The sequence below is a fragment of the Methyloversatilis discipulorum genome (assembly GCF_000385375.1).
GTDB classification, from domain to species: domain Bacteria; phylum Pseudomonadota; class Gammaproteobacteria; order Burkholderiales; family Rhodocyclaceae; genus Methyloversatilis; species Methyloversatilis discipulorum_A.
Window position 1 is genome coordinate 2,010,655 of record NZ_ARVV01000001.1, and the last position, 24,654, is coordinate 2,035,308.

Annotated in this window: 26 protein-coding genes; 13 read left to right on the plus strand and 13 right to left on the minus strand. The window is 66.0% G+C overall.

Annotation, left to right across the window (positions count from 1 at the left end):
* Positions 1-9: 9 nt before the first annotated feature.
* From METRZ18153_RS20610 to METRZ18153_RS0109520, 9 genes are all read right to left on the minus strand, one after another.
* The gene (locus tag METRZ18153_RS20610) at positions 10-300 is read right to left on the minus strand and encodes a heavy-metal-associated domain-containing protein (RefSeq protein WP_081629086.1); all 291 of its coding nucleotides are present in this window, start codon (positions 298-300) and stop codon (positions 10-12) included.
* Positions 301-348: 48 nt separating this feature from the next.
* The gene (locus METRZ18153_RS0109485; RefSeq protein ID WP_020164515.1) at positions 349-1,008 is read right to left on the minus strand and encodes a methyltransferase family protein; all 660 of its coding nucleotides are present in this window, start codon (positions 1,006-1,008) and stop codon (positions 349-351) included.
* Positions 1,009-1,018: 10 nt separating this feature from the next.
* Complete coding sequence (locus tag METRZ18153_RS0109490; protein WP_020164516.1) at positions 1,019-1,288, minus strand: DUF2933 domain-containing protein; 270 nt, start codon at positions 1,286-1,288, stop codon at positions 1,019-1,021.
* 14 nt (positions 1,289-1,302) lie between these two features.
* Positions 1,303-1,779, minus strand: a complete 477-nt coding sequence (locus METRZ18153_RS0109495) for a hypothetical protein (protein ID WP_020164517.1) — start codon at positions 1,777-1,779, stop codon at positions 1,303-1,305.
* An 86-nt stretch (positions 1,780-1,865) separates the two neighbouring features.
* Positions 1,866-2,126, minus strand: a complete 261-nt coding sequence (locus METRZ18153_RS0109500) for a hypothetical protein (protein WP_020164518.1) — start codon at positions 2,124-2,126, stop codon at positions 1,866-1,868.
* 110 nt (positions 2,127-2,236) lie between these two features.
* Positions 2,237-5,389: an efflux RND transporter permease subunit gene (locus METRZ18153_RS0109505; RefSeq protein WP_020164519.1), complete on the minus strand. Its 3,153-nt coding sequence runs from the start codon at positions 5,387-5,389 to the stop codon at positions 2,237-2,239.
* 22 nt (positions 5,390-5,411) lie between these two features.
* Positions 5,412-7,004 (minus strand): efflux RND transporter periplasmic adaptor subunit, encoded by a 1,593-nt coding sequence (locus METRZ18153_RS0109510; RefSeq protein WP_020164520.1) that lies wholly within the window; start codon positions 7,002-7,004, stop codon positions 5,412-5,414.
* A complete protein-coding gene (locus tag METRZ18153_RS0109515; RefSeq protein ID WP_043363837.1) occupies positions 7,001-8,284 on the minus strand; it encodes a TolC family protein in 1,284 nt (427 codons plus the stop codon). The genes METRZ18153_RS0109510 and METRZ18153_RS0109515 overlap by 4 nt, the downstream gene beginning before the upstream one ends.
* Before the next feature lie 39 nt (positions 8,285-8,323).
* Entirely contained in the window at positions 8,324-8,950 is a 627-nt protein-coding gene (locus METRZ18153_RS0109520) for a c-type cytochrome (protein ID WP_020164522.1), read from the minus strand.
* Between the two features lie 148 nt (positions 8,951-9,098).
* Here METRZ18153_RS0109520 and METRZ18153_RS0109525 point away from each other — a divergent pair, with 148 nt between their 5' ends.
* Complete coding sequence (locus tag METRZ18153_RS0109525) at positions 9,099-9,776, plus strand: heavy metal response regulator transcription factor (RefSeq protein WP_020164523.1); 678 nt, start codon at positions 9,099-9,101, stop codon at positions 9,774-9,776.
* Complete coding sequence (locus tag METRZ18153_RS20090; RefSeq protein WP_020164524.1) at positions 9,773-11,179, plus strand: heavy metal sensor histidine kinase; 1,407 nt, start codon at positions 9,773-9,775, stop codon at positions 11,177-11,179. Before METRZ18153_RS0109525 ends, METRZ18153_RS20090 begins: the two co-directional genes overlap by 4 nt.
* A gap of 14 nt (positions 11,180-11,193) precedes the next feature.
* Here the strand turns inward: METRZ18153_RS20090 and METRZ18153_RS0109535 are convergent, their stop codons facing one another.
* From METRZ18153_RS0109535 to METRZ18153_RS20985, 4 genes are all read right to left on the minus strand, one after another.
* Positions 11,194-12,309 (minus strand): sigma-54 interaction domain-containing protein, encoded by a 1,116-nt coding sequence (locus tag METRZ18153_RS0109535; protein ID WP_020164525.1) that lies wholly within the window; start codon positions 12,307-12,309, stop codon positions 11,194-11,196.
* A 20-nt stretch (positions 12,310-12,329) separates the two neighbouring features.
* Complete coding sequence (locus METRZ18153_RS0109540; RefSeq protein WP_020164526.1) at positions 12,330-13,334, minus strand: sulfate ABC transporter substrate-binding protein; 1,005 nt, start codon at positions 13,332-13,334, stop codon at positions 12,330-12,332.
* A 79-nt stretch (positions 13,335-13,413) separates the two neighbouring features.
* Complete coding sequence (locus METRZ18153_RS0109545) at positions 13,414-14,244, minus strand: EAL domain-containing protein (protein WP_020164527.1); 831 nt, start codon at positions 14,242-14,244, stop codon at positions 13,414-13,416.
* A gap of 35 nt (positions 14,245-14,279) precedes the next feature.
* Positions 14,280-14,429 carry a hypothetical protein gene (locus tag METRZ18153_RS20985; protein WP_198291211.1) on the minus strand — a complete coding sequence of 50 codons (150 nt, stop codon included), beginning with the start codon at positions 14,427-14,429 and terminating at the stop codon, positions 14,280-14,282.
* A 257-nt stretch (positions 14,430-14,686) separates the two neighbouring features.
* On the opposite strand from METRZ18153_RS20985, the gene METRZ18153_RS0109555 reads away from it, so the two are divergent.
* The 11 genes from METRZ18153_RS0109555 (at position 14,687) to METRZ18153_RS0109605 (ending at position 24,576) form a co-directional block, all read left to right on the plus strand.
* Positions 14,687-15,181, plus strand: coding sequence for a rhodanese-like domain-containing protein (locus METRZ18153_RS0109555; protein WP_029143669.1), 495 nt, complete (start codon positions 14,687-14,689; stop codon positions 15,179-15,181).
* Between the two features lie 55 nt (positions 15,182-15,236).
* On the plus strand, positions 15,237-16,202 hold the full coding sequence (gene epsC, locus METRZ18153_RS0109560; protein ID WP_020164530.1) for a serine O-acetyltransferase EpsC: 966 nt from the start codon (positions 15,237-15,239) through the stop codon (positions 16,200-16,202).
* Positions 16,199-16,492: a helix-turn-helix domain-containing protein gene (locus METRZ18153_RS0109565; RefSeq protein ID WP_020164531.1), complete on the plus strand. Its 294-nt coding sequence runs from the start codon at positions 16,199-16,201 to the stop codon at positions 16,490-16,492. The genes epsC and METRZ18153_RS0109565 overlap by 4 nt, the downstream gene beginning before the upstream one ends.
* Before the next feature lie 115 nt (positions 16,493-16,607).
* Positions 16,608-17,537 (plus strand): family 2A encapsulin nanocompartment shell protein, encoded by a 930-nt coding sequence (locus METRZ18153_RS0109570; protein ID WP_019918395.1) that lies wholly within the window; start codon positions 16,608-16,610, stop codon positions 17,535-17,537.
* Between the two features lies 1 nt (position 17,538).
* Complete coding sequence (locus tag METRZ18153_RS0109575) at positions 17,539-19,440, plus strand: family 2A encapsulin nanocompartment cargo protein cysteine desulfurase (protein WP_020164532.1); 1,902 nt, start codon at positions 17,539-17,541, stop codon at positions 19,438-19,440.
* 152 nt (positions 19,441-19,592) lie between these two features.
* Positions 19,593-19,943, plus strand: coding sequence for a thioredoxin family protein (locus METRZ18153_RS0109580; protein ID WP_020164533.1), 351 nt, complete (start codon positions 19,593-19,595; stop codon positions 19,941-19,943).
* A 159-nt stretch (positions 19,944-20,102) separates the two neighbouring features.
* Positions 20,103-20,663 carry a carboxymuconolactone decarboxylase family protein gene (locus METRZ18153_RS0109585; RefSeq protein ID WP_020164534.1) on the plus strand — a complete coding sequence of 187 codons (561 nt, stop codon included), beginning with the start codon at positions 20,103-20,105 and terminating at the stop codon, positions 20,661-20,663.
* Positions 20,660-21,757 (plus strand): acyl-CoA dehydrogenase family protein, encoded by a 1,098-nt coding sequence (locus tag METRZ18153_RS0109590; protein WP_020164535.1) that lies wholly within the window; start codon positions 20,660-20,662, stop codon positions 21,755-21,757. The genes METRZ18153_RS0109585 and METRZ18153_RS0109590 overlap by 4 nt, the downstream gene beginning before the upstream one ends.
* On the plus strand, positions 21,754-22,569 hold the full coding sequence (locus METRZ18153_RS0109595; protein ID WP_020164536.1) for an ABC transporter ATP-binding protein: 816 nt from the start codon (positions 21,754-21,756) through the stop codon (positions 22,567-22,569). Before METRZ18153_RS0109590 ends, METRZ18153_RS0109595 begins: the two co-directional genes overlap by 4 nt.
* Before the next feature lie 28 nt (positions 22,570-22,597).
* Entirely contained in the window at positions 22,598-23,830 is a 1,233-nt protein-coding gene (locus tag METRZ18153_RS0109600; protein WP_020164537.1) for an ABC transporter substrate-binding protein, read from the plus strand.
* Positions 23,830-24,576: an ABC transporter permease gene (locus tag METRZ18153_RS0109605; RefSeq protein WP_020164538.1), complete on the plus strand. Its 747-nt coding sequence runs from the start codon at positions 23,830-23,832 to the stop codon at positions 24,574-24,576. The genes METRZ18153_RS0109600 and METRZ18153_RS0109605 overlap by 1 nt, the downstream gene beginning before the upstream one ends.
* The last annotated feature ends 78 nt before the right edge of the window (positions 24,577-24,654 follow it).

Here is a 24,654-nt window from a genome sequence, read left to right on the forward strand (position 1 = left end):
AAGGCAGTGCTATCTGCAGCAACAACCTCCACCGGTCGGGCCAGGCTTCATATTCGTTGCGGCGTCTGGCGAACCCGGGGATTCGCCAGCTTGCGCCGCTGCGCCGGCGTAGCCTGCCGCTGCCAACGCGTGGAGCATCACGTCGAGCGCCGGCAGCGCTTCCCCGCGCACGCGTACGTGACCGGACGCCAGATCGACCTCGACGGCCTGCACGCCCTCGACATCGCTCAATGCCGTCCTGACATGCGAAACGCATGAGCCGCACGTCATGCCACCCACTTTCAGATCGATCGAATTCATTTCGGTCTCCAGGTCGTCAATCGCTCAATCGGGGAATGCCTGCGGCAGTCACCGCCGGGCGGTGTCGGCATTCCCCGCTCCGAAGCGGGGAATGAAACGCGGCGTCCGTGATGCGTAGTCGTCAAACTCCTGCCCGAACCGCTTCTGCATCTCGCCTTCTTCGGTGCGTGCGAGCCGTCCGTACATCAGCACCAGTACCGGGAACATGGCCAGCGTAAGCAATGTCGGCCACTGCAGCAGGAAGCCCAGCAGGATCATTACGAAGGCGACGTACTGCGGATGGCGGATGCGCGCGTAGGGCCCGGCGGTCGCGAGCGAACCGCGGCGCTGGGCGTGATAGAGAACATGCCACGCACTCGACAGCAGGTAGAAACCGTAGCCGATCAGCACGTAGCTGGCGATGTGCAGCGGACTGAAATGCGGATCACCTGTCTGTCCGAGCAGGGTGGACCACAGATGGCCGGCATCATGAGTCAGGATGTCCAGGCCCGGATAACGGGTCTGCAGCCAACCGGACAGCACGTAGACGGTGAGTGGAAATCCGTACATCTCGACGAAGAGGGCGACGATGAAGGCTGAGAAGGTGCCGAAGGTACGCCAGTCCCTCGCGGTCGCGGGCTTGAAGAAGCTGAAGGCGAACATGATGAAGATCGCCGAGTTCGCGATGACGAGTAACCAGAGGTTGTAGGCAGGTCCTGATTGCGCCATGGTTGATCTCCTATTGTCCTTCCTCGGGTCGCTCCGGTCCGCTCGACGCCGGCCGCCTGTTCCCGTGACCGTGACCGTGGCCGTGGCCGCGATGCATGAATATGTGCATGACCGGACAGACCAGCAGGAGCAGATAGGGCAGAGCTCCCAGGACGTGCGCAAGGTGCTCGGTGAGCAGGTAATACGCCGCGACCGCGCCGATCACGAGGAAACCGGCCGCGTGACGGGAGCGCCAGAATCCCGGCGGGCGCCCGTCATCGTTTGGATGCATGGAGGTCATCGCAGCGGCCTCTCTCAGCGGGGTGAATCGGCCGGAGGCATGCGGTCCATCATCATCTGCATCATGCCTTCCATCATGTCCATGCGCTTCTCCATCATCCGGTGGCGATCCTCCATGCTGCCGCCGTTCTTCATGCCGGCAGTCCCTTTGCCGTCATTGCCCATCCCCATCCCGCCGCGCATTCGCTTCATCATGGCCATGCCCTCGCGCATGAGCTTCATGTGCTCGCTCATCAGCGCCTGACGTTGCTCGGGCGTCTTCGCCGCCATCATCTTCTCGTGCATTGCCTGCATTTTCTGCATGTGGCGATCCATATCTCCCATTGCACTTCGTGCGGCAGGCTCGGGAGACCGGGCCGGGACGGAGGCGCTTCCCTCCGGATGGTGGCCCTCATGCTCGGCAGGCGACTGGGCCTGCGCCTGGACGTTCGAGGCAAGGCCGGCAATGAGCGCAAATCCCACGGACAGTGCAGCGGTGCGAAGCGTGTTCATGATCGATTCCTTTCTATCAGGTGTTTCGGGGACAGCAAGCACATCGACGGGAGGCCCGGGCGCGAGCGGGGACATCCCGGTCGGTATCAGCGATCACGCGGATGATGATGTTTGGTCATGTCGGTCGCCGGATCGGCTTTGTTCGAGTCCGTGACCGTCGGTGCCGTTGCGGGCATCGGAACCCCCGATTTGTCCGGCGAATGCGAGTGGGGGGTCACCTTTCTCTTGTCCTTCTCGATCTTCGCGTCGGACGGCGTGGCCGGACGGTCCGTCTCGGCGGCGTGCGCCGGGAACGCCAGCGTGAGAATGGTGGCAGCGGTGGTGGCAAGAGCGTTGAGCAGTTTCATGTCAGATCTCCTGAAGGGTCGGTAGAGGGCGTCCGGGCAGTGCTGCCTTGACGCTCCACAGTCTGTGTTCCGGCGCCCGTCTCCTCGATGACCCGGCGATTACATTTCTGTCAGGAAGCCGTTGCGTGACGCGCGCCGGCGGCGTCACGCGAGCGGGACAGCTGCCGCTGTTTGATCAAGGCGTAGAGCGCCGGGATGACGAGCAATGTGAGTAGCGTCGAGGAGACCATACCCCCCACCATGGGGGCGGCGATCCGACGCATCACCTCAGAGCCGGCGCCACTACCCCACATGATGGGCAGCAGGCCGGCCATGATCGCGACTACCGTCATCATCTTCGGCCGCACCCGCTCGACTGCACCTTCCATGATCGAGGCGTGGAGATTGGCGGCGGTGGGCGTCACCGCCGACGCTTCGCAGCGCTTCCTGGCGGCTTCCCACGCGTGGTCGAGGTAGATCAGCATCACCACCCCGGTTTCGGCCGCCACCCCGGCGAGCGCGATGAAGCCGACTGCGACCGCGACCGAGAGGTTGTAATCGAGCAACCACATCAGCCAGACGCCGCCAACCAGTGCGAAGGGTACGGACAGCATGACGATCAGCGTTTCGGTCAGGCGCCGGAAGTTCAGGTAGAGCAGCAGGAAGATGATGAGGAGCGTGAGCGGTACGACGACCTTCATCTTCCTGATCGCGCGCTCCATCGATTCAAACTGCCCGCTCCACGTCGCGTAGTAGCCGGGTGGAAACTTCACGCGCTCGTCTACCGCTGCGCGTGCTTCGGCAACATAACTTCCGATGTCGCGGTCCCGGATATCCACGAAGATGTACGCGGACAACAGGGCATTCTCCGTGCGGATCGCGGGGGCGCCCCGGGAAATCGAGACGTGCGCGAGCTGCCCGAGCGGAATCATCATGCCGTTCATCGTGGGTACCAGCACTTCGCGCGCGATCCGGTCCGGGTCGCTGCGCAGTTCCCGTGGATAGCGCACTGCAACCGCGTAGCGCTCACGCCCTTCCACCGTCGTCGTTACTCTTTCGCCGCCGAGCGCCGTGCCGATCACCTCCTGCAGATCGCCGACGGCCAGACCGTAGCGGGCGAGTTGGGCGCGATCCGGCTCGATGTCCAGATAGAAGCCGCCTGTAATGCGTTCCGCGAAGGCGGACGACGTTCCCGGAACCGCCTTCACGACAGTCTCTATCTCGCGTGCCACGCGTTCCATCTCGCGCAGGTCCTTGCCAAATACCTTGATTCCGATCGGAGTACGGATTCCGGTGGCCAGCATGTCTATCCTCGCCTTGATGGGCATGGTCCACGCGTTTGCTACACCGGGAAACTGCAGCGCCGCATCCATCTCGGCGATCAGCCTGTCCTGGGTCATGCCGGGCCGCCATTCCGATTCCGGTTTGAGGTTGATCACCGTCTCGAACATCTCGGTCGGCGCGGGGTCGGTGGCCGTGGCTGCACGTCCCGCCTTCCCGTAAACCGAAGCCACTTCCGGAAAGCTCTTGATGATCTTGTTCTGCGTCTGAAGGAGTTCGCCCGCCTTGGTGATCGACATGCCGGGCAGCGAGGCGGGCATGTAGAGCAGGGTGCCCTCGTTCAGGGCAGGCATGAATTCGGAGCCCAGCCTGCTTGCCGGGTAGATCGAGACCGCCATCGCCAGCACGGCGAGCAGGATGGTGAGCCCCTTCCAGCGCAGCACGCCTGAAATGACTGGGCGATAGAGCCAGATCAGCAGTCTGTTAACAGGGTTGCGAGCCTCGGGCAGGATGCGGCCACGGATGAACAGCATCATCAGCACCGGAACCAGCGTGACCGACAGCAGTGCGGCGCCTGCCATCGCGAAGGTCTTGGTGTAAGCCAGCGGCGAGAACAGCCGGCCTTCCTGCGATTCGAGCGTGAACACCGGCAGGAAGGAGACGGTGATGATGAGCAAGGAGAAGAACAGTGCCGGTCCGACCTCCTTGCACGCGAGGAGTATGGCCTCTGCCCGGGACTCCCCCTCGTCGAGACGCTCCAGATGCTTGTGCGCGTTCTCGATCATGACGATGGCGGCGTCGATCATTGCGCCGATGGCGATGGCAATGCCGCCCAGACTCATCAGGTTGGAGTTCATGCCCAGCAGATGCATGGCGATGAACGCGATCAGAACGCCCACCGGAAGCATCAGGATGGCAACCAGTGCGGAGCGCAGATGCAGCAGGAACACCATGCATACGAGGGCGACGATCAGGCTTTCCTCGATCAGCGTGTTGCGCAGCGTTTCAATGGCGCGATGTATCAGTTCAGAGCGGTCGTACACCGGCAGGATGCTCACGCCTGCGGGCAGTCCGGATGACACCTCGGCGAGCGTGTCCTTCAGGTTGTGGATGACTTCGAGTGCATTCTGGCCGTAGCGCGCCATCGCGATGCCCGACACGACCTCACCTTCTCCGTTCAGTTCGGCGATACCCCGGCGTTCGTCCGGAACGCGTTCCACCCGGGCGATGTCCCGAACGAGCACCGGGGTACCGCCATCGGCTTTCACGATGAGACTGGCGATGTCGTCGATGTCGCGGAGATATCCCCGGCCGCGCACCATGTACTCGGTCTCGGCCATCTCGACCACCCGCCCGCCGACGTCCCGGTTCGATTCGCGAACGACGCGCGTAACGGCGGACAGCGGAATGCCGTATGCACGGAGCCTGACCGGATCGACCGTGACCTGGTAGGTCTGCACGAATCCACCGATCGATGCGACCTCGGCAATGCCACCAGCCTTCGTCAGCGGATATCTCAGGTACCAGTCCTGGAGGGTGCGCAACTCCGCAAGGGTTCTGTCCTTGGCCAGTACGACGTACTGGAAGACCCAGCCGACACCGGTTGCATCAGGCCCCATCTGCGGCGTGACGCCCTCGGGCATGCGGCCGGCAGCCGCGCTGAGCGATTCAAGTACGCGCGAGCGGGCCCAGTAGATGTCGGTACCGTCGGCGAAGATCACGTAGACGAAGGATGCACCGAAGAACGAGAAGCCCCGCACCACCCGTGACTGCGGAACCGACAGCATCGCGGTGGTGAGCGGGTAGGTAACCTGGTCCTCCACCACCTGCGGTGCCTGACCGGGGTATTCGGTGTAGACGATCACCTGTGCGTCGGACAGATCGGGCAGCGCATCGAGCGGTATTCTCATTACCGCGAGTACGCCGGCGACGATGACTAAGAAGGTGGCGAGCAGTACGAGGAAGCGGTTACGACCGGACCAGTCGATGAGTCGGGCAAGCATCGGGATGCGTTCCTCTCGGCGATCAGTGACGGTCGTGCGAAGCGTGTTCCGGCGACGGCTGCGCCGGCGCGGAGGCAGTTCGCCTTTTCATCGAGGTCACCACCCATTCGCCCGCCGCGCGCTCGACGAATTCGAACGCGATCAGATCGCCGCTGCGCACATCTTTCGTCACAGCGGGGTTCGCGAGCTTGAAATCCATGCTCATTGCCGGCCAGCCCAGGCTGTCGACCGGACCATGGTTGATCGTGACCACCGCTGCCGAGCTGTCCATGCGCTCCAGTCTCCCCTGCGCCTGATGCCCGGACGTGCGGCGCGTGCCTGCTGCTTGCGCCTCCTCGTGGGGTGCCTGGCCGAAGCTGCCAAGGGCCGCCTTGAGGTTGCTCTCCGCGTCGATCAGGAAGTTTGCGGCCACGACGACCGGCTCCCCGTCGCGGAGGCCCCGGAGCACTTCAGTCCTGTCGCCGGCACGCGCGCCCAGAGTCACTTCCCGGGGTTCGAAGCGCCCGGGCGAACGTTCGACCAGAACCACACGTCGGGTGCCACTGTCCAGGATGGCGGACGACGGTACCGTCAGAACCGGGGCCCGACCGGCCACCGTGAGTGTGACGTCCGCGTACATGCCCGGTTTGAGCAGGCCCGAGCGATTGGGCAACTCGATCCTGACCGGGGTGGTGCGCGTGTCGGTGTTCACCGTCGGGTAGATGAAGGACACGGTGCCGCCGAACGTCTGCTCCGGATAGGCATTCGCCGTCACGCTGACATGCGCACCGGGTCTGACCAGGCCGATGTCCTGCTCGAAGAGATCCGCCATTACCCACACCGTGGACAGATCCGACACTTGGTACAGCGGGTCGCCGGGCATGAAACGCATGCCCTGCAGCGCTCTCTTCTCGGTGACTATGCCGGTGGCGGGAGAACGGAAGGTGAGCGTCCGGCGCACTGCGCCAGAGCCGGAGAGCGAACGGATCTGGTCGTCGGAGACATCCCAGTTGCGAAGACGTGCAAGGCTCGATTCCGCGAGCCGTCGCATGCCCGTCTGCGTTTCGGCGCTGCTTTCCTCGAGCGCACGTACTCCTTCGGCGGCGATGGCGTACTCGCTCTGTGCCGACAGCAGTTCCGGGCTGTAGGCCTCGAACAGCGCCTGCCCCTTGCGGACGGCCTGACCCACGGCATTCACGTGCAGACGCTCGATATAGCCTTCGAACTTCGGCGATATCGCGTACGTGCGGCGCTCGTCCGCTTCAATCCTCGCCGCCGCGCGAATCTGTCGCTCCAGCATGCGGCGGGAGACAGCCTCGGTCCGCACGCCCAGCATCTGCACCTTTTCGCTGCTCACGACGACTTCGCCCGTGACGCCATCCGCACTTTTCTCATCGTCGGCGAACACAGGGACGTAGTCCATTCCCATCGGATCCTTTTTGGGTACCGGAGAGGTATCGGGCAAGCCCATCGGATTGCGGTAGTAGAGCGGCGTGCGCTGCTTCGGCGTGGCGTCGGCGCTTGCGGCTTCCTTCGTGCTGTGGGGGGCTGTGCTGCCAAGCCAGTAGCCTGCGCCGGCCGCGACACCGACCAGCAGGATGGCGGGCAGCACCCTGCGCAGTGACAGCGTGCTCACAGTTCTTCTCCGATCATGCGTTCCACGTCCGCGAGCCGCGCCTGTCCCTCGGCCTGCGCGCGGATCAGGCTCTGTCGTGCCTGACGGATCTGCCGTAGCGCGTCGATCAGGGTCGAGAAGTCGACGCGGCCTGCTTCGTATCCGGCCAGTGCCGAACGGAACGTCAGTTCGGCCTGCGGCAACAGCGTGCCGCGCGTCAGCTCCTCCGTACGGCGGGCACTGTCCAGCGCTGCGGTGGCTTCCGCGATCTCGCCCATCAACAGGTTCTCGGCCGACAGCTGTCTTGCGCGTGCGGCGGAAACCATCGCTTCCGATTCGCGTTCCTGTGCCCGGCGCGTGTCCTGTTGAAGGGGAATGTTCAGTTCGACCATCACCTCCCACTCCTTCACCGCGTTGTCGTACTGAATGGGCGAGACGCCGAAGGTGAAATCCGGATAGCGATTGCGATAGGCCAGCTCCCGGCTTTTTTCCGCCGCCTGAAGACGGGCGATCTCCACGGAAAGCAGCGGGTTGGACCGGCGTGCCCGGCCTTCCAGAGCGCCCGCTTCGAGCCGCGAGGGGTCGGGCAGGGGGCGCAGGTGATCCGGGTCGGCGAGAGGCGCCCGGGCAGGACGCGCGGCAAGCGCGTTGATCCGGGCTTCCAGCTGCTGCTGCTCCGCAACCAGCACCCGTCTCTCGTTGTGCAGCCCTGTCTGTTCGATCTGCGCGCGGATGACGTCCTGCTGGGGTGCCAGACCATTCGCGTACCGGGTAAGTGCCAGATGTTCAAGGCGCTTCGCCAGTTCCAGGATCTCGTCGGTCAGGCGCGCATTCCGATGTACGAAATACCGTTGCGCAAAGCTCGTCTTGATGCGCGCGGCCACGTCGTTCCAGCTGACGAGTGCCCGTCCGCGCGCGCCCTCGGCCTCGAATTCTGCGACCTGCTTCTTCAGGTCGCGCTTGCCGAACCAGGGAACGTCCTGCATCACCAGATAGCGGGTGCTGCCGACCTGGCCGGGAATGAGGGTCGGACTCCGTTCACCCATGCGCGTGATGTCGCGAAATTCGGTTCTCAGCCTCGGGTCCGGCAGTGCGCCTGCGGGCGTCACCCGCTCCGCTGCGGCCTCCGCTTCATAAAGCATGGCGAGGTATTCGGGGTTCTGCTCGCGAGCAAGGCGCAGAAGGCTGTCAACGCTCGCGCCAGGTACGTCCGCGGCGGACGGGGCGGCCAGCAGCGATGTGCTGCACGCGATCATCAGTGCCGTAGAAAGCCTCCCGATCTGTCTGCGCCAGGTATTCATACGTTCTGTTCTCCGCAGCGTGCCGTCGCTCGGCAGCCATCAATGCCGATGGTCGTGCGTGCCATGGTCATGCTCTGGTGGCGCGACGGGTCCCGTCTCGAGCTCATGGGGTGACGTCGAGTGATTGATGCCGCGATGCGAATGCCCGTCGCTGGCAGCGACGGCGCGCCGATAACCGTCTGCCGACAGGCCGGGCAGCACGCGCAGGAACGCCACCAGGTCCCAGATCGCTGCATCCTCCATGCCGCCCTTTGACCAGGCCGGCATTCCGGATCCCTTGATGCCGTGTTTGATGATCCAGAAACTGCGTGCGTCCTCGTCTCGAACGCCCTCCCGAGGCTTGGAAAGATCCGGCGGGGCGGGATAGAGCCCGCGCCGCAGCTCGCCTTCCTCCTGCCCTGGAGACAGATGACAGCCGACGCACATGGCGTCGTAGTTACCGGCTGCGCGACGGGCCCGTTCCGGATCATCGAGGTCGGCGGGAGGGGCCACCCGGGCTGAGCGGACAGCCACGGAGCGCTCGCGCGCCCATGCGATGAGCTCGTAGGTGGTTTCGCCGTGCGGGCGGTCCGCGGCGAAATCGGGGAGACCGAGCTGTATGGCGGCCAGCGCGGAAAGTGCCATCAAAATGAGCACGATCAGCGCGCCGACAAGGATGTTCTTCATCTGCCCAGTCCGAGTTATCCGGTGGCGTGATTCTTCCCCGGCCGGGGTAACGGGACCCTGACTCTCCGATTACATTTCCGTAATCTCGCGGATACGTCGCCCTCAACTGTGCAGGATGACGGTTCAGGAAAATGATGAGAGCGCTGCCATGAAGATTCTCGTTGTCGAAGACGAACCCAAGACCGGTGACTATCTGCGGCAGGGCCTGGTGGAAGCGAGCTTTGTCGTGGATCTCGCGCGCGACGGCCTGGACGGCCTGCACCTTGCCCTGACCGAGAGCTACGATCTGGCCATACTGGACGTGATGCTTCCCGGGATTGACGGCTGGCAGATACTGCAGGGCATTCGCGGTGCAGGTAAGAACATGCCGGTCCTGTTCCTGACTGCGCGCGACGCCGTGGATGACCGGGTTAAGGGGCTGGAGGCGGGCGCCGACGACTATCTGGTGAAGCCCTTTGCGTTCTCCGAGCTGCTGGCCCGGGTCCGCACGCTGTTGCGCCGGGGCGGCGCGAGCATGGAGTCCGGCCAACTGCGCGCGGCCGACCTGGAGCTCGACCTGATGCGCCGCCGCGTGACCCGCTCCGGCGTCAGAATCGATCTCACGGCAAAAGAATTTGCGCTGCTCGAGCTGCTGCTTCGACGGCAAGGCGAGGTGCTGCCGCGCTCGCTCATCGCGTCACAGGTGTGGGACATGAACTTCGATAGCGATACCAACGTCATCGAAGTCGCGGTGCGCCGCTTGCGTGCAAAGGTGGACGAAGGATTCGATCGGAAGCTGATTCATACCGTGCGCGGCATGGGCTATGTGCTGGAGGTCGACGCGTGAGCGCATTGCTGCGGCGGTCGATGACCTTGCGTCTGACACTGCTTTTCGCGGTCCTGTCGACGTCGGTGCTGCTGGTCCTGGGACTGCTGATCGGGGTCCTGGTCGAGCGGCATTTCGAGGAGATCGACAGGGCGCTCATCGGTGGCAAGGTCGAACTCCTTACGCAGGCGCTGCGGAGAGTGCGCAACGAGGACGAACTGAAGGCTCTTCCGGAGCAGCTGGATCACGCCCTGGTCGGGCATCACGGACTGATCGTCATCGTCCGGGCTCCCGACGGCCAGACGATCTATCGATCGGCGGACGGGTCATTTCCATCCGAAGTACTTGCGGTGGGGCAGCGCCCGACAGACCCGTACCGCCTTTGGGAGGACGGTGCCGGGCGGCATTACCGGGGCCTGGCGGTCCAGGCGCCGACGGCGATCGAGGGGCTTGCCCCGGCCGTCCTCGGTATCGCGGTGGATATGACGCAGCACGAGCTGTTCATGCGTTCGTTCGAGTGGGCACTATGGTCCCTGGTCGGTCTTGCAGCCCTGATGTCCGGAGGACTGGGCTGGATCGCTGCCCGCCGCGGTCTGCATCCCCTTCGCGAGATCAGCCGGCGCGCCGCCAGCATCACTGCGGATCACCTGGATCAACGGCTTCCGGTGGCGTCCATTCCCGCCGAACTCGCCGATGTCGTCAGTAACCTGAACGACATGCTTGCCCGGCTGGAAGCATCCTTCCACCGGCTTGCCGATTTCTCTTCTGACCTCGCTCACGAGATACGCACTCCCGTCAGCAATGTGCTGACGCAGACCCAGGTGACACTGTCGCGCGCGCGCTCGATAGAGGAGTACCAGGATGTCCTTGCCTCGAACGCCGAGGAGTTCGAACGTCTGTCGCGAATGATCGCCGACATGCTCTTCCTCGCGAAGTCGGACAACCAGCTGCTTGTACCGCAGCGTGAAGACGTGGATCTGCGAGCCGAGATCGATAGCGTCATCGAGTTCTACGAACCGCTGATTGATGAGAAATCGATCGATCTCACTTTCACCGGTGCGGCCCGGGTATCCGGAGATCGGCTGATGCTGCGCCGTCTCGTTAACAACCTGCTCTCGAACGCGGTGCGGCATACGCAGGCTCATGGCCGGATCACGATCGACGTACGGCCGGCAGACGCGGACTGCGTCGAGCTCAGTGTGGAGAACACCGGTGACGCAATTCCTGAGGATGACCTGTCACGGATCTTCGAGCGCTTCTACCGCGTGGATGCGTCACGCAGGAGGTTCAGTGACGGCGCGGGTCTCGGTCTGGCGATATCGAAAGCCATCGTTCGTGCCCATGGAGGAGAGATCTCTGCCGTTTCAGGGCAGGATCACGTCACGCTCAAAGCCACTCTGCCAACGCACCGCCCCCAGCCCTGACGCCGGCGCACAGTTCAGGACGCCTGCGGGGCCGTAATGCCTTGGCGCGCAGTGTCGAGCAGGTCGTGTCGCTTGAGTTGGGTGCGCAATACATAGCGCGACACGGACAGGGCCTCTGCCGTATGGACCTGGTTTCTCCTGCAGGACTCGAAGGCGGTCGATACCAGAATCCGCTCCATCGTGTCGTGAAGTTCGGGTACGTGCAGTTCGATCAGGCGCCGCAGGTCGCCCGCGATGCGCTCGAACAGCTGTGCAGGGGTGTCGGCCGGCAGTGCGACCGGGGGCTGCGCAGCCGGTGCCAGCGAGGCGTTGGCGAGGCGCAGGTCGTCGATGTCGACACGGCCGTCGCGGCTGACGATGAGCGCGTAGTGGACGACGTTTTCCAGCTCTCGGATATTGCCGGGCCAGTCGTGTGCCACCAGCGCCTCGCGGGCGCGCGGGGTGAAGTTCACGTCGGCGATGTCCAGCCGGCGCGCGTACTGCGCAGCGAAGTGGTCTACCAGGGGCGGGATGTCTCCGCGCCGCTCGCGCAGCGGGGGCAACCTGATCGGCGCCACGTTAAGCCGGTAGTACAGGTCGGCGCGGAAGCGGCCGGCGTTCACCGCACGCCACAGGTCCACGTTGGTGGCGGCGATCAGCCGCACATCCACTGGTACCGGGGTGCGTGAACCGAGACGCACCACCTGCCGTTCCTGCAGCACGCGCAGCAGCTTCACCTGCAGCGCGGACGGCATGTCTCCGATCTCGTCGAGGAACAGGGTGCCGCCGTCTGCCGCCTCGAACCAGCCGGCCCGTGCATGCGTGGCGCCGGTGTAGGCACCGGCCTCGTGCCCGAACAGTTCGGCGTCGATCAGTGCTTCGCTCAGCGCGCCGCAGTTGACGGCGACGAAGGGACCGGCGCGACCGCTGACCGCGTGAATGTGTCGTGCCACCAGTTCCTTGCCGGTGCCGGTCTCGCCGATGATCATCGCCGTCACTTCGCGTGCCGCGATCAGCTCGATGTCGGACAGCAGCGCGGTCGACGCCGGGTCCTCGAACACCAGCGCGGTGGCACGTATGGACAGCGCCATCTCCTCCGGTCGAGCGAAGGTGAGGCGCTTTCCGTTCTGCAGTGCGGCGTTCTGGCTCATCGGGCAGGGCGTGGTCGGATTCAGCGGCGGGTGACGATCTGGTCGTAGATGCCGCCGTCGGCGAAGTGCGTCTTCTGCACCGCATCCCAGCCGCCCAGCTTCGCCTCGACCGTGAATGTGTTCACCGGCGGGAACCGCTTGGCGTACTTCTTCAGCGCCGCCTCGCTGCGCGGGCGGAAGTGGTGACGGGCAATGATGTCCTGGCCTTCGGCCGAGTACAGGTACTGCAGATAGGCCTCCGCCTGCCTGCGGGTGGCGCGCTTGTCGACCACCTTGTCGACCACGGCCACCGGGGCGGCCGCCTCGATTGACAGCGACGGATAGACGATGTCGAACTGGTCGCCGCCGAGTTCCTTGTCCAGCAGCACCGCCTCGTTCTCGAAGGTGACCAGAACGTCGCCGATGCCGCGCTGGGTGAAGGTGGTGGTGGCGCCGCGGCCACCGCCGTCGAGCACCGGCACGTTGGCGAACAGCTTGCTGACGAAGTCCTTCGCCGCCGCCTCGTCGTTCGCCTTGTTCAGTGCATAGCCCCAGGCGGCGAGGTAGGTGTAGCGGCCGTTGCCCGAGGTTTTCGGGTTGGGCACGATCACCTGCAGACCGGCGCGGGTGAGATCGGACCAGTCCTTGATCGCCTTCGGATTGCCCTTGCGCACCAGGAAAACGGTGGTGGTCGTGTAGGGCGTGGCGTCGTTCGGCAGGCGCTTGCGCCAGTCGGCCGACACCAGGCTGTTCTTCACCAGGATGTCGATGTCCGGCGACTGGTTCATCGTCACCACGTCGGCTTCCAGCCCGCCGATCACGGCGCCGGCCTGCTTGCTCGATCCGCCGTGCGACTGGTTCAGCGTCAGCGTTTCGCCCGACAGCGTTTTCCAGTGTGCGGCGAAGGCCGGGTTGATGTCCTTGTACAGTTCGCGCGACACGTCGTAGCTCACGTTGAGCAGCGTGGTCTGCGCCTGCGCCGGCAGTACGACGGCGGCGAGGGCGAGCAGGGCGGCGGAAATCAGGTGGGTGAGGCGGGTGTGCATGATGGCTCCGTTGGGATCGAAGGCACGCAGCCTAGGCAGTCGGGCCGGGCGCGTGAACCAACAAGAAACGATGTGCTTATCAGGGATTCGGGAATGCCGTCCTGCCGGTCGCTCGTCGCGCGGCCGGCGCGACGGGGTGGCCGAGCGCGTAGCCCTGGCCGAGGCGAACCCCGGCTGCGCGTACCCGGGCCAGTGCCGCCTCGCTGCCGATGCGCTGCACGATGAGTTCGATGCCATGACGGGCGCAGGTCTTCGCGTGCTGCGCCAGGTCGCGCAGCGTGTCGTCGCGGCCGGCGTCGAGCTTGACGAAGTCCGGCCGTACGTGACGCACCAGTTCGTCCAGCTGGCCTGCGTTCAGCAGGTTCACGCCGATGCGGTATCCGTTGTAGCGGTAGTTGAGCATCACGTAGGCCAGCATGGCGAAGTCACTGGTCATCGCGTCCGGTGATTCGATCACCACCTTGCGGCGCTCGATGTTCAGTGCCGACAGCACGCGTCCGAAGGCGCTGCCGTGGTCCTCGCCGACGGCCAGCATCAGGCGGCCATGGACGTTCAGGAAGAGACTTCCGGTCTCGTCGGCACGGCCGAAGTAGTTCAGCACGTGCAGCGTGCGGCACAGCCGGTCGAGTTCGATCAGCGCATCGTCGCCGGCGGCGTTGGCGAACAGGTTCCACGGCGACAGGTCGCCGCCGGTGGCGTCGAAGGAACGGATGAAGGCTTCGTGGCCGATCCGCGTGCCGTCGTCCAGCCTTTGTACCGGCTGGAAAACCGAAGACAGGCTGCTGTGCATGAAACGCCCGGCGACGTGACCGTCGGGCGTCGTCCACAAGGGGTGATGCCCGTCGGCATCGCGGGGTAGGGTATGCAGGTAGCGCTCGAGCGCCGAGCGGCTGGCGTCGACGGTGTTCATGTGTTTCTCCGTGAGGGGCGACAGGCGCGTCAGGCTCATTCGAGCAACAGCCAGGTGCGATAGAGCAGGGCGAGGCCGAAGGCGAACACGACCGCTGCCAGCAGCTTGTCGCCGAGCGGAAGCGGTTCGTGGCGGTCGGGGCGCTTTTCGGGCCGGCGCAGCCGGCGGGGTCCGGGGGCATTCATGGCGACCAATCTAGGGGGCGCGCCCGCCACATCCAACCAATTAATCCTGCAGAGCTTATGCGCGCCGCCTTAGCGGATTTCGCGCAAAGCATTCCCTGCATTCGATCTGAAATTCAATTGGTTTGTGGGTGCCCGGCCGGCCGATAGATTGGCGTCACCGGGAGCGACGCCCTTGCGTCGGCCCGGCGCCGGCCGATGCCGGGACCGCCTGGGAGGCGGCGCATCGCCGGTGTCGTCACGCCGAGGAGGAAATAATCATGACTGCTGCGACCGCGGACGCCCTTGCGTCCTCACCCCGTGCTGCTGTGCTCGACGCACCGCCGCTCTCGATTGCCCGCGAACGTGCGGAGCACGACGCGCTCCTGTACGCCGGCGGCATCACGCCGGACCAGGCCTGGGCGCTGGTATCGGCCGGCGACGCCGTACTGGTGGATGTCCGCACGGCGGAGGAACGCAAGTTCGTCGGCCACGTACCGGGCAGCGTCCACGTGGCGTGGGCGACCGGTACATCGATGACGCGCAATCCGCGCTTCGTGAAGGAACTGGAAGCCAAGGTCGGCAAAGACGCCGTCCTCCTTCTGTTGTGCCGCAGCGGCAAGCGTTCGGCCGCCGCCGCCGAGGCGGCAGCGAAAGCCGGCTTCCGTCATGTGTTCAACGTGCTCGAAGGTTTCGAGGGCGAACTGAGCACCGACGGCCAGCGGCGCAACAGCGGCGGCTGGGTGGTCAGCGGCCTGCCCTGGCAGCAGGACTGATGCGCGGCGGTCGCCGTCGCGGCCGCCTTCTTCATCCCCGCAACGGAGATCCCGAATGACTTTGAAGAAGGGCGGCCTCACGAGGGCCACGGAATCTGAAGGCGCGTGGCAGCTGGACCGCATCGTGTCCGAGCTGCGTGACATCCGCACACGCTGGCGCGGCGCGCAGCAGCGTACGACCGAATGCGGCGCGCGCGAATTTCCGTCGCGCGAGGCCTTGCGCGACATCGCCGAGGCGCTGTGCGGCGCGCTGTTCCCGATGCGGCTCGGCCCGTCCGATCTGCATCAGGAGAGCGAGGATTTCTACATCGGCTACACGCTGGACGCCGCGCTCAACGCCCTGCTGCACCAGGTGCGGCTGGAACTGCGCTACGACGCGCGCCGCGCGGCATCGCCGCAGGCTGACGTCGACCTGCTGGCGCGAGCCATCGTCGCCGAATTCGCACTGTCGCTGCCCGGCCTGCGCGCGCTGCTCGACACCGATGTGCTGGCCGCCTACCAGGGCGACCCGGCGGCGCGCAGTGTCGACGAGGTGCTGCTGTGCTACCCCGGCGTGCTCGCAGTCATCCATCACCGCATCGCGCACAAGCTGTACGCGCTGGGCGTGCCGCTGGTCGCACGCATCATTTCCGAGGCGGCGCACTCGAGCACCGGCATCGACATCCACCCGGGAGCGCAGATTGGCGCCGGCTTCTTCATCGATCACGGCACCGGTGTCGTGATCGGCGAAACCGCGGTAATCGGCGAGCGCGTGCGGCTCTACCAGGCGGTCACGCTGGGCGCCAAGCGCTTCCCGGCAGACGAGGTTGGCACGTTGCAGAAAGGGCTGCCGCGTCATCCGGTGGTCGAGGACGACGTGGTCATCTACGCCGGGGCCACGATACTGGGCCGCGTCACGATAGGACGCGGTTCCACGATAGGCGGCAATGTGTGGCTCACGCGCAGCGTGCCGCCCGGCAGCCAGGTCACGCAGGCCAATTCACAGAACGTGCCGGTCGCGGCGGAACTGGTCGAGCCATGACAGCCCGGCACGGAAGGCCGACGCCACCTCTGGCCGAGGCGCTGACGCGCCGCTTCGGCCGTGCGGTGCGGCGGACGCGCGAATTGCGCGGCTGGTCGCAGGAGGTACTGGCTGAGCGCGCCGAACTCAATCGCTCCTACCTCGGCGAGGTCGAGCGCGGCAGCGCGATGCCCTCGCTCGCCACGGTGGTCAAGCTCGCGCTGGCGCTCGAATTGCCGGCCGGCGATCTGCTCGACGGCTGCGAACGCATGGACGAGCTGCCAGCTGCCGTGCAGCACACGATCGCCTGAACGGACGGACGACGAACCGATTGGTGGCTATAGCCGGTTGAATGCCGCATAGAAGAAATAGATATTTGCTTAGCAGTTTTTCGCATAAACAACCTCCCCTTGCTAGGAGCCTTTCATGGCCGACACACCCGAACAGCTGGCGCTTGGCGACAACGCCGCCCGCCAGCTTGCCAACGCCACCAAGACCGTCCCGCAGCTATCGACCATCACGCCGCGTTGGCTGGTTCATCTGCTGCAGTGGCTGCCGGTCGAGGCGGGCATCTACCGCGTGAACCGTGTGAAGAACCCGCAGGACGTGCGTGTCGCGTGCTCGCAGCGCGACGAAGCGGAACTGCCGCAGATCTTCGTCGACTACGACGAACAGCCGCGCGAGTACTTCCTGAATGCGGTCACCACCGTGCTCGACGTGCACACCCGCGTGTCCGACCTCTACAGCAGCCCGCACGACCAGATCAAGGAGCAGCTGCGTCTGACCATCGAAACGATCAAGGAGCGGCAGGAAAGCGAACTGATCAACAATCCGGAATACGGTCTGCTGGCCAATGTGCATGACGACCAGCGCATTTCGACGCTGACCGGCGCGCCGACCCCGGACGATCTGGACGACCTGATCGGCAAGGTGTGGAAGGAGCCCGGCTTCTTCCTGACCCATCCGCTGGCGATCGCCGCTTTCGGCCGCGAATGCACCCGCCGCGGTGTGCCGCCGCCCACCGTGAGCCTGTTCGGTTCGCAGTTCCTGACCTGGCGCGGCCTGCCGCTGATTCCGTCGGACAAGGTGCCGGTCGAGGACGGCAAGACCAAGATCATCCTGCTGCGCACCGGCGAGAAGCGCCAGGGCGTGGTCGGCCTGTTCCAGCCGGGTCTGGCCGGTGAACAGAGCCCGGGCCTGTCGGTCCGTTTCATGGGCATCAACCGCAACGCGATCGCGTCCTACCTGATCTCGCTGTATTGCTCTCTGGCCGTGCTGACCGAAGACGCGCTGGCTGTGCTCGATGACGTGGAGATCGGCAAGTACCATGAGTATCCCGACACCTACAAGCAGTAACGTGAGCGGTCTGAGCTCTCCGCTGCCGCCCGGCGCGCCCGACGCGTCGGTGCTGTCGCGCCTGGCCAGCGAGCTGTTCGCTGCGCTGCCCGGGCAGACGCCGCCTTCGTTCGATGCACCGCTGGCAGTTGCGCCGGCGCCGACACCGCAATCGCCGGTGCCGCCGGTCCCGGCCAGCGCGCCGTCGAGCACGGCTGCGGCGGCCGCGCCGGTCGCACCGCAGCATGGTCTGTCGCTGGGCGCCTCGTCGCCCAAGCTGGTACCGCACGCGACCGCGCAGAATCATGTGCCCGACGTGGCAGCCGACGCCTACCCGGTCGGCTCGCCGCGCGCGGGCGTTGCACAGGGCGTGCCCGAGGCCTACGCGGCAGCGCTGCCGCCGCTCGGTGGCGCGTCCGCCTTCCCGCAGCCGGGCGGTGCTTCGGCACCCTCGTCGCCGTACTATTTCCTCGGCGAATCGAGTGCGCTGCAGTCGGCGCCTGCACATGTTGATGACCGCGTCAGTGCCCGTTCCTTCGGCCTGCCCGGCGACGACGCGCTGCGCGGGCTGCTGGCCGAGCCGTCACGCGAGGTGCATCCGGCCGCGCCGTCGGCGCCGGCCTACTACTTCGTCGACAGCCAGGCGGCGCCCACGGTCGGTCACGCCGGGCGGGTGCCGAATGCCAACGCCGGCCGTCATCCGCCTTTCGATGTCAATGTGGTACGGCGGGACTTTCCGATACTCGCCGAGCGGGTGAATGGCAGGCCGCTGGTGTGGTTCGACAACGCCGCGACAACGCAGAAGCCACAGGCGGTGATCGACCGGCTGGCGTACTTCTACGCGCACGAGAACTCGAACATCCACCGTGCGGCGCACGAACTGGCCGCCCGCGCGACGGATGCCTACGAGGCGGCGCGGCAGAAGGTGGCGCGCTTCATCGGCGCAGGTTCGGTAGAGGAAGTCATCTTCGTGCGCGGCGCGACCGAGGCGATCAATCTGGTGGCCAAGAGCTGGGGTGCGAAGAATATCGGCGCCGGCGACGAAATCATCGTGTCGCACCTGGAACACCACGCCAACATCGTGCCCTGGCAGCAGCTGGCGGCCGAGAAGGGGGCGAAGATCCGCGTGATCCCGGTCGACGACAGCGGTCAGGTACTGCTCGAGGAATACAAGCGCCTGTTGAACGAGCGTACCAAGCTGGTCGCGGTGACCCAGGTGTCGAATGCGCTGGGCACCGTCGTGCCGGTGCAGGAGATCGTCGAGCTGGCGCATCGTGCCGGTGCGAAGACGCTGGTGGATGGCGCGCAGTCGGTGTCGCACATGCGGGTGAACGTGCGTGCGCTGGACACCGACTTCTTCGTGTTCTCCGGCCACAAGATCTTCGGCCCCACCGGCATCGGCGTGGTGTACGGCAAGCGAGACGTGCTGGAAGACATGCCGCCCTGGCAGGGCGGCGGCAACATGATCCAGGACGTCACTTTCGAGCGCACCGTATTCCATCCGCCGCCGGCGCGTTTCGAGGCCGGTACCGGCAACATCGCCGACGCGGTGGGGCTGGGTGCGGCGCTGGATTATGTCGATCGCGTCGGCATCGAGAACATCGCGCGCTACGAGCATGACCTGCTGGTCTATGCCACGCACGCGATCCGCGACATACCGGGCGTTCGGCTGATCGGCACCGCGGCCGACAAGGCGAGCGTGCTGTCCTTCGTGCTGAAGGGCTACACCACCGACGAAGTCGGCCAGGCGCTGAACGAGGAAGGCATCGCGGTGCGAACCGGTCACCATTGCGCGCAGCCCATCCTGCGTCGCTTCGGCCTGGAAACCACGGTGCGTCCCTCGCTGGCCTTCTACAACACCTGCGAGGAAGTCGACCGCTTCGCCACCGTTGTCCGGCGGCTGGCGGGGCAACGCAGGCGGTGAACCCGGCGAATCGAACGCACCGGACGGTGGGTGCGTGAATTCACGCACCCACCCCAGTCAGACGGGTTATCGTCCCATGCATGCAGGTGCTTCCGGATCCCGGCTCGAGCGTCGTATCGTGCGCGTTTCCGTCCTGACGACCGGATGTAGCGATGAGCCTCACCGTTCTCTGTTTGTGCGCCGAGTGGTGCGGCACCTGCCGCGACTTTCAAGCGTCCTTTGACGAAATAAGCGCGAGGCGTGCCGCCGACAACTGCAGGTGGGTGGATATCGAGGTGCATGACGAGCTACTTGCCCGTCTGGATATCGAGATCGAGAGCCTGCCAACCCTGATCATTGTTGACGACGACGGTGAGGTCCGCTTTGCCGGACCGATCGCGCCCTTCCTCGACGTCGCGATGCGCCTTTGCCGGACCGCAGACGAAGGCGTTCTTCTTGCCGACCCGGGCGACGTACTTGTGTCACGGGCGCCTGCTCTTGTCTCAGCGCTCACGGATGGCTGACCCTTCCGTTCGCGATGCTAGGCATGTGTCGAGAATTCTGCGTGCCCATCTCTTGCAGTTCCCGATGATGCAAAGCTTTGCAGATTAAGTTGGTTGGTGTAGGGCGGTGTGACACTTAGATTCTGCGGATCGCAACAGCCTGCGTTCCGCAGAATCAACATGACCCGCCTCACCCTGCACACCGCCGATACCGCACCCGAAGGAAGCCGTGCTCTCGTCGAGCGCGTGATCGCCAACAACGGCTTCCTGCCCAATCTGATCGCCGCGCTGTCGAACGCGCCGGTCGCGCTCGAAACCTATCTGACGGTCGGCGAGATCAACGGGCGTGCCAGCCTTTCGCTGGCCGAACGCGAGGTGGTGCAGATCACGGCCGCCAGCACTCACGGCTGCGACTTCTGCGTGGCCGGCCACAGCGCCATTGCGCTGAAGAAGGCCGGCTTCGACAAGGCGGCGGTGGTCGCGTTGCAGCACGGGCGTCCGGTCGGCGATGGACGGCTCGATGCGCTGGCGGCGTTTGCGCGAGAGGTCATCGCCACTCGCGGCGCCGTCAGTGACAGCGCGCTGGCGGAGTTCACCGGTGCCGGTTTCCTGCCCGCGCAGGCGCTCGAAGTCATCCTCGGCATCAGCCTGGCGACGCTGTGCAACTTCGCCAACAATCTGGCGCAGAGCCCGGTCAATCCGCAGCTCGAACCCTTCCGTGCCGGTGTGCTGACGGCATGAACACGAACACTCACGAACGGCTGCCGGACGGCCTGCGCGACTGGCTGCAGCAACAGGCGCCGGCACTGAACGACGGCAGCTCCGACGACGAGGCGCTGCTGCCGGCGCTGGCCACCGCCGGACTGTTCGCCATCGGCGTGCCGCAGTCGATGGGCGGAACCGGAGGCAGCACCGGCGACGCGGTCGAGGCCATCGCCGCGGTGGCCGAGCATTCGCTGACGGCTGCCTTCGTGTTCTGGGGTCATCGCGCCTTCATCGAATATCTGCTCGCCAGCCCGAACGCGGCGCTGCGCGAACGCCGGCTGCCGGCCTTGCTGGCCGGCAAGCACGCCGGCGCGACTGGCCTGTCTAACGCGATGAAATTCCTTTGCGGCATTGAATCGCTGCAGATCGAGTCCAGCCGCACCGGCGAGGGCTGGCGTCTGGACGGCAAGCTGCCCTGGGTGACCAATCTGCGCAAGTCGGGCTTCGTGTTCGCGGCGGCGGTGTCGTCGCGCGAAGGCGAGCCGCCCTTCATCGTTGCGCTCGACGGTCGCCACGCCGGCGTATCGCGTACGGCCGATCTCGACCTGATCGCGATGCGCGGCAGCAATACCGCGGCGCTGAACATAGACGGTGCGCTGATCGACGCGTCCGACGTGATCGCGCCGGACGCGCGTGACTGGTTGCCGCGCGTGCGCCCCGGCTTTCTCGGCCTGCAGTGCGGCCTGTCCATCGGCCTGGCGCGCGCCGCACTGGCCGCCGCGCAGGCGCGCTGCAACAGCGCCCGCGCCACGCTGCAGGACGAACTCGACGCGGTTGGCGACGCGCTGGCCAAGCAGGTGGTGGCGCTGCTCGATGGACTGGCCGCACAGCGCTTCGTCAGCGACGCGGCGGCGCTGTTCCGGCTGCGCATCGCGCTGGCCGATACGGTGCAGCGCGCGGTGCAGCTCGAACTGCAGGCGAGCGGCGGTCGCGCCTACCTGGTCGATCCGCAGTTCGGTTTCGCGCGCCGCCTGCAGGAATCGGCCTTCGTGCCGGTCATCACGCCCAGCGTCACCCAACTGCAGGGCGAATTGCGGAAGCGCGCACAGGCGCAGGCGAGGGCGGCGTGAACGCAGCGGTGCCCAGGGCGCTGCTGCGCCCGGAACCGGCGGCGCTCGCCGCGCCTGTGTCCACGCTGCTGGCACGTGATCTGGCCTACGCCCATGACGGTGGCGGGCCGGTGTTCAGCGGCGTGTCGCTCGAGGTCCGGCCGCGCGAGATCGTCTGCCTGCTGGGTGGCAGCGGGTGCGGCAAGTCTTCTTTGCTGCGCGTGCTGGCACGGCTGGAGGCGCCCGCCTCGGGTGACATTCACTTCCTCGGCGAGCCGCTGCGGGCGCCGCATCCGCGCGCCGCACTCGTTTTCCAGCAGCCGGGGCTGCTGCCCTGGCTTGATGCGGCGGGCAATGTCGGTTTCGGTCTCGACTTCGAGCATCAACCTCGACTGGCGCGCAGCGAGCGCGCCGCGCGCGTCGAGCATGCGCTGTCCGCGGTGGGGCTGGCGGGACACGGACATCGCTATCCGGCACAGCTGTCCGGCGGCATGGCGCAGCGCGTGGCCCTTGCCCGCGCGCTGGCGCGCGAGCCGCAGCTGCTGTTTGCCGACGAACCGTTCTCCGCACTCGACGCCATCACGCGTGCCGAAATGCAGGCGCTGCTGGTGGAGCTGGTGCATCGCTGGCACACCGCGGCGCTGCTGGTTACGCACGACATCGACGAAGCCATCCTGGTGGCCGACCGCATCCTGCTGATGGGCGGCACGCCTGGCCGCATCGTCCGCGAATGGACAGTGGATATCGAGCGCCCGCGTGAGGCGCAGCCTGCGGCCGTGACCGCCTTGCGGCTGGACATCCTGAACGCGCTGCAGGTGCTGCGCGCGCATTGAAACCAAGACCATCAGAAGAGGACATGACATGAACAAGGATGGGAAGCTGCATATCTGCGCTTCGTCCGATTGCGGTTGCGGGCTGACGCGCCGCGACATGCTGAAGCTGGGCGCACTGACGTTGGCCGGCGTGGCGGCGCCGCTGCTGCGTGCGGGTGACGCGCGTGCGCAGGCCTTCAAGGGCGACGACCAGCCGGTGAAGATCGGCTACCTGCCGATTACCGATGCGACACCGCTGCTGGTGGCGCACGCGCGCAAGCTGTTCGAGGCGGAAGGCCTGAAGACCGAGTCGCCGCGGCTGTTCCGCAGCTGGGCGCAGATCGTCGAGGCCTTCGTTGCCGGGCAGGTGAACGTGATCCACCTGCTGACGCCCGCCGCGCTGTGGGTGCGCTACGGCTCGAAATTCCCGGCGAAGATCGTCGCCTGGAACCATGTGAACGGCTCAGCGCTGACCGTCGATCCGTCGATCTCGACCGTCGCCGACCTGGGCGGCCGCACGGTGGCCGTGCCCTTCTGGTACTCGATCCACAACATCCTGCTGCAGCAGGTGCTGCGCGCGAACGGTCTGACGGCGGTGACCAAGGCCAAGGAGGCGCAGCTGGCCGCGAACGAAGTGAACCTCATCGTGCTGCCGCCTGCCGAAATGGTGTCGGCACTGGCCGGCAAGTCCATTGCCGGCTACATCGTGGCCGACCCCTTCAACGCGTTGGCCGAAACCAAGGGCGTGGGCAAGGTGCTGCGCTTCTCGGGTGACGTGTGGCAGAACCACGCGTGCTGCGTCACCTTCCTGTCCGAGCGCGACACCAGCGAGCGGCCGGAGTGGGCGCAGCGCGTCACCAACGCCATCGTGCGTGCCCAGCTGTGGACGCGCAGCAACCAGCTGGATACCGCTAAGCTGCTGTCGGCGGCAGGCGAGGGCAAGTACACACCGCACGCGCTGCCGGTTCTTTCCAAGGTGCTGGCGGCGACCGACTACGCCAGCTACGAAGCTTCGGGCGTGGTGAAGAACAAGGGCTGGTACCAGCGCCGCATCGACTTCCAGCCCTATCCCTTCCCGTCCTACACCGAAGAGCTGGTGCGCGCGGTGAAGCAGACCCGGGTCGAGGGCGACACGAAGTTCCTCGATGCGCTCGATCCGGCCTTCGTCGCGCGCGACCTGGTCGATGACCGCTTCGTGCGCCGGGCCATCGACCTGGTCGGTGGGCCGTCGGTGTTCGGCCTGCCTGCCGACCTGCGGCGCAAGGAAGTCGTGCGGGTGTGATGGGCGCGCGTTTCATCCTCCCGCTGGCCGGCCTGCTGGGCGCGCTGCTGCTGTGGCTGGCCGGCTCGGCTTGGCTGGCGCATGGCATGCCGATCGCGGCCGATTTCGCGCCGGCGCCGTCGGCCGACGCGCTATGGCAGCTGCTCGGCAGCGGCGAGCTGTGGCCGCACGTGCTGGTGAGCCTGAGGCGGGTCGCGGTCGGCCTGCTGCTGGCCATTGCCATCGGTGTGCCGCTGGGTGTGCTGACCGGGCTGTCGCGCCGTTTCGCCCAGGGCACGACACCGCTGTTCCAGTTCCTGCGCATGGTGTCGCCGCTGTCCTGGATGCCGCTCGCGGTGATGGTGCTGGGCGTGGGCGACGCGCCGGTGTACTTCCTGCTCGCCTTCGCCGCGGTGTGGCCCATCCTGCTCAATACCGCGTCCGGCGTCGCGCAGCTCGATCCGAACTGGCTGCTGCTGGCACGCAGCCTGTCGGCCACCCGGCGCGAGACGGTGCTGCGCGTGGTGCTGCCCGGCATCACCGCGCACATCCTGACCGGCGTGCGACTGGCGATCGGCATCATCTGGATCGTGCTGGTGCCGGCCGAAATGCTGGGCGTGTCGGCCGGGCTCGGCTATTTCATCCTCGACACACGCGACCGCCTCGCCTACTCGGAGCTGATGGCCGTCATCGTGCTGGTCGGTGCGCTCGGTTACGCGCTCGATCACCTGGCGCGCAGCGCGCACGCCCGCTGGCTGCACCGCTGAGCACACGCGGTGCTGTGCCGTACACCTGCGGCCGCCCGGAGGGGCGGCCGTCTGTCATGATTGCGGCACGCCGCCGGC

Excerpts from the sequence above, each read along its gene's own strand:
- METRZ18153_RS20985 (WP_198291211.1), bottom strand. The coding sequence starts at position 14,429 with ATGAATGCCCCCGGACCCCGCCGGCTGCGCCGGCCCGAAAAGCGCCCC.
- METRZ18153_RS0109605 (WP_020164538.1), top strand. The coding sequence starts at position 23,830 with ATGGGCGCGCGTTTCATCCTCCCGCTGGCCGGCCTGCTGGGCGCGCTG.
- METRZ18153_RS0109505 (WP_020164519.1), bottom strand. The coding sequence starts at position 5,389 with ATGCTTGCCCGACTCATCGACTGGTCCGGTCGTAACCGCTTCCTCGTA.
- METRZ18153_RS0109525 (WP_020164523.1), top strand. The coding sequence starts at position 9,099 with ATGAAGATTCTCGTTGTCGAAGACGAACCCAAGACCGGTGACTATCTG.
- METRZ18153_RS0109500 (WP_020164518.1), bottom strand. The coding sequence starts at position 2,126 with ATGAAACTGCTCAACGCTCTTGCCACCACCGCTGCCACCATTCTCACG.
- METRZ18153_RS0109600 (WP_020164537.1), top strand. The coding sequence starts at position 22,598 with ATGAACAAGGATGGGAAGCTGCATATCTGCGCTTCGTCCGATTGCGGT.
- METRZ18153_RS0109545 (WP_020164527.1), bottom strand. The coding sequence starts at position 14,244 with ATGAACACCGTCGACGCCAGCCGCTCGGCGCTCGAGCGCTACCTGCAT.
- epsC (WP_020164530.1), top strand. The coding sequence starts at position 15,237 with ATGACTTTGAAGAAGGGCGGCCTCACGAGGGCCACGGAATCTGAAGGC.
- METRZ18153_RS20610 (WP_081629086.1), bottom strand. The coding sequence starts at position 300 with ATGAATTCGATCGATCTGAAAGTGGGTGGCATGACGTGCGGCTCATGC.
- METRZ18153_RS0109585 (WP_020164534.1), top strand. The coding sequence starts at position 20,103 with ATGACCCGCCTCACCCTGCACACCGCCGATACCGCACCCGAAGGAAGC.
- METRZ18153_RS0109540 (WP_020164526.1), bottom strand. The coding sequence starts at position 13,334 with ATGCACACCCGCCTCACCCACCTGATTTCCGCCGCCCTGCTCGCCCTC.
- METRZ18153_RS0109490 (WP_020164516.1), bottom strand. The coding sequence starts at position 1,288 with ATGACCTCCATGCATCCAAACGATGACGGGCGCCCGCCGGGATTCTGG.
- METRZ18153_RS0109515 (WP_043363837.1), bottom strand. The coding sequence starts at position 8,284 with ATGAATACCTGGCGCAGACAGATCGGGAGGCTTTCTACGGCACTGATG.
- METRZ18153_RS0109590 (WP_020164535.1), top strand. The coding sequence starts at position 20,660 with ATGAACACGAACACTCACGAACGGCTGCCGGACGGCCTGCGCGACTGG.
- METRZ18153_RS0109570 (WP_019918395.1), top strand. The coding sequence starts at position 16,608 with ATGGCCGACACACCCGAACAGCTGGCGCTTGGCGACAACGCCGCCCGC.
- METRZ18153_RS0109495 (WP_020164517.1), bottom strand. The coding sequence starts at position 1,779 with ATGAACACGCTTCGCACCGCTGCACTGTCCGTGGGATTTGCGCTCATT.
- METRZ18153_RS0109485 (WP_020164515.1), bottom strand. The coding sequence starts at position 1,008 with ATGGCGCAATCAGGACCTGCCTACAACCTCTGGTTACTCGTCATCGCG.
- METRZ18153_RS0109520 (WP_020164522.1), bottom strand. The coding sequence starts at position 8,950 with ATGAAGAACATCCTTGTCGGCGCGCTGATCGTGCTCATTTTGATGGCA.
- METRZ18153_RS0109535 (WP_020164525.1), bottom strand. The coding sequence starts at position 12,309 with ATGAGCCAGAACGCCGCACTGCAGAACGGAAAGCGCCTCACCTTCGCT.
- METRZ18153_RS0109555 (WP_029143669.1), top strand. The coding sequence starts at position 14,687 with ATGACTGCTGCGACCGCGGACGCCCTTGCGTCCTCACCCCGTGCTGCT.
- METRZ18153_RS0109580 (WP_020164533.1), top strand. The coding sequence starts at position 19,593 with ATGAGCCTCACCGTTCTCTGTTTGTGCGCCGAGTGGTGCGGCACCTGC.
- METRZ18153_RS0109565 (WP_020164531.1), top strand. The coding sequence starts at position 16,199 with ATGACAGCCCGGCACGGAAGGCCGACGCCACCTCTGGCCGAGGCGCTG.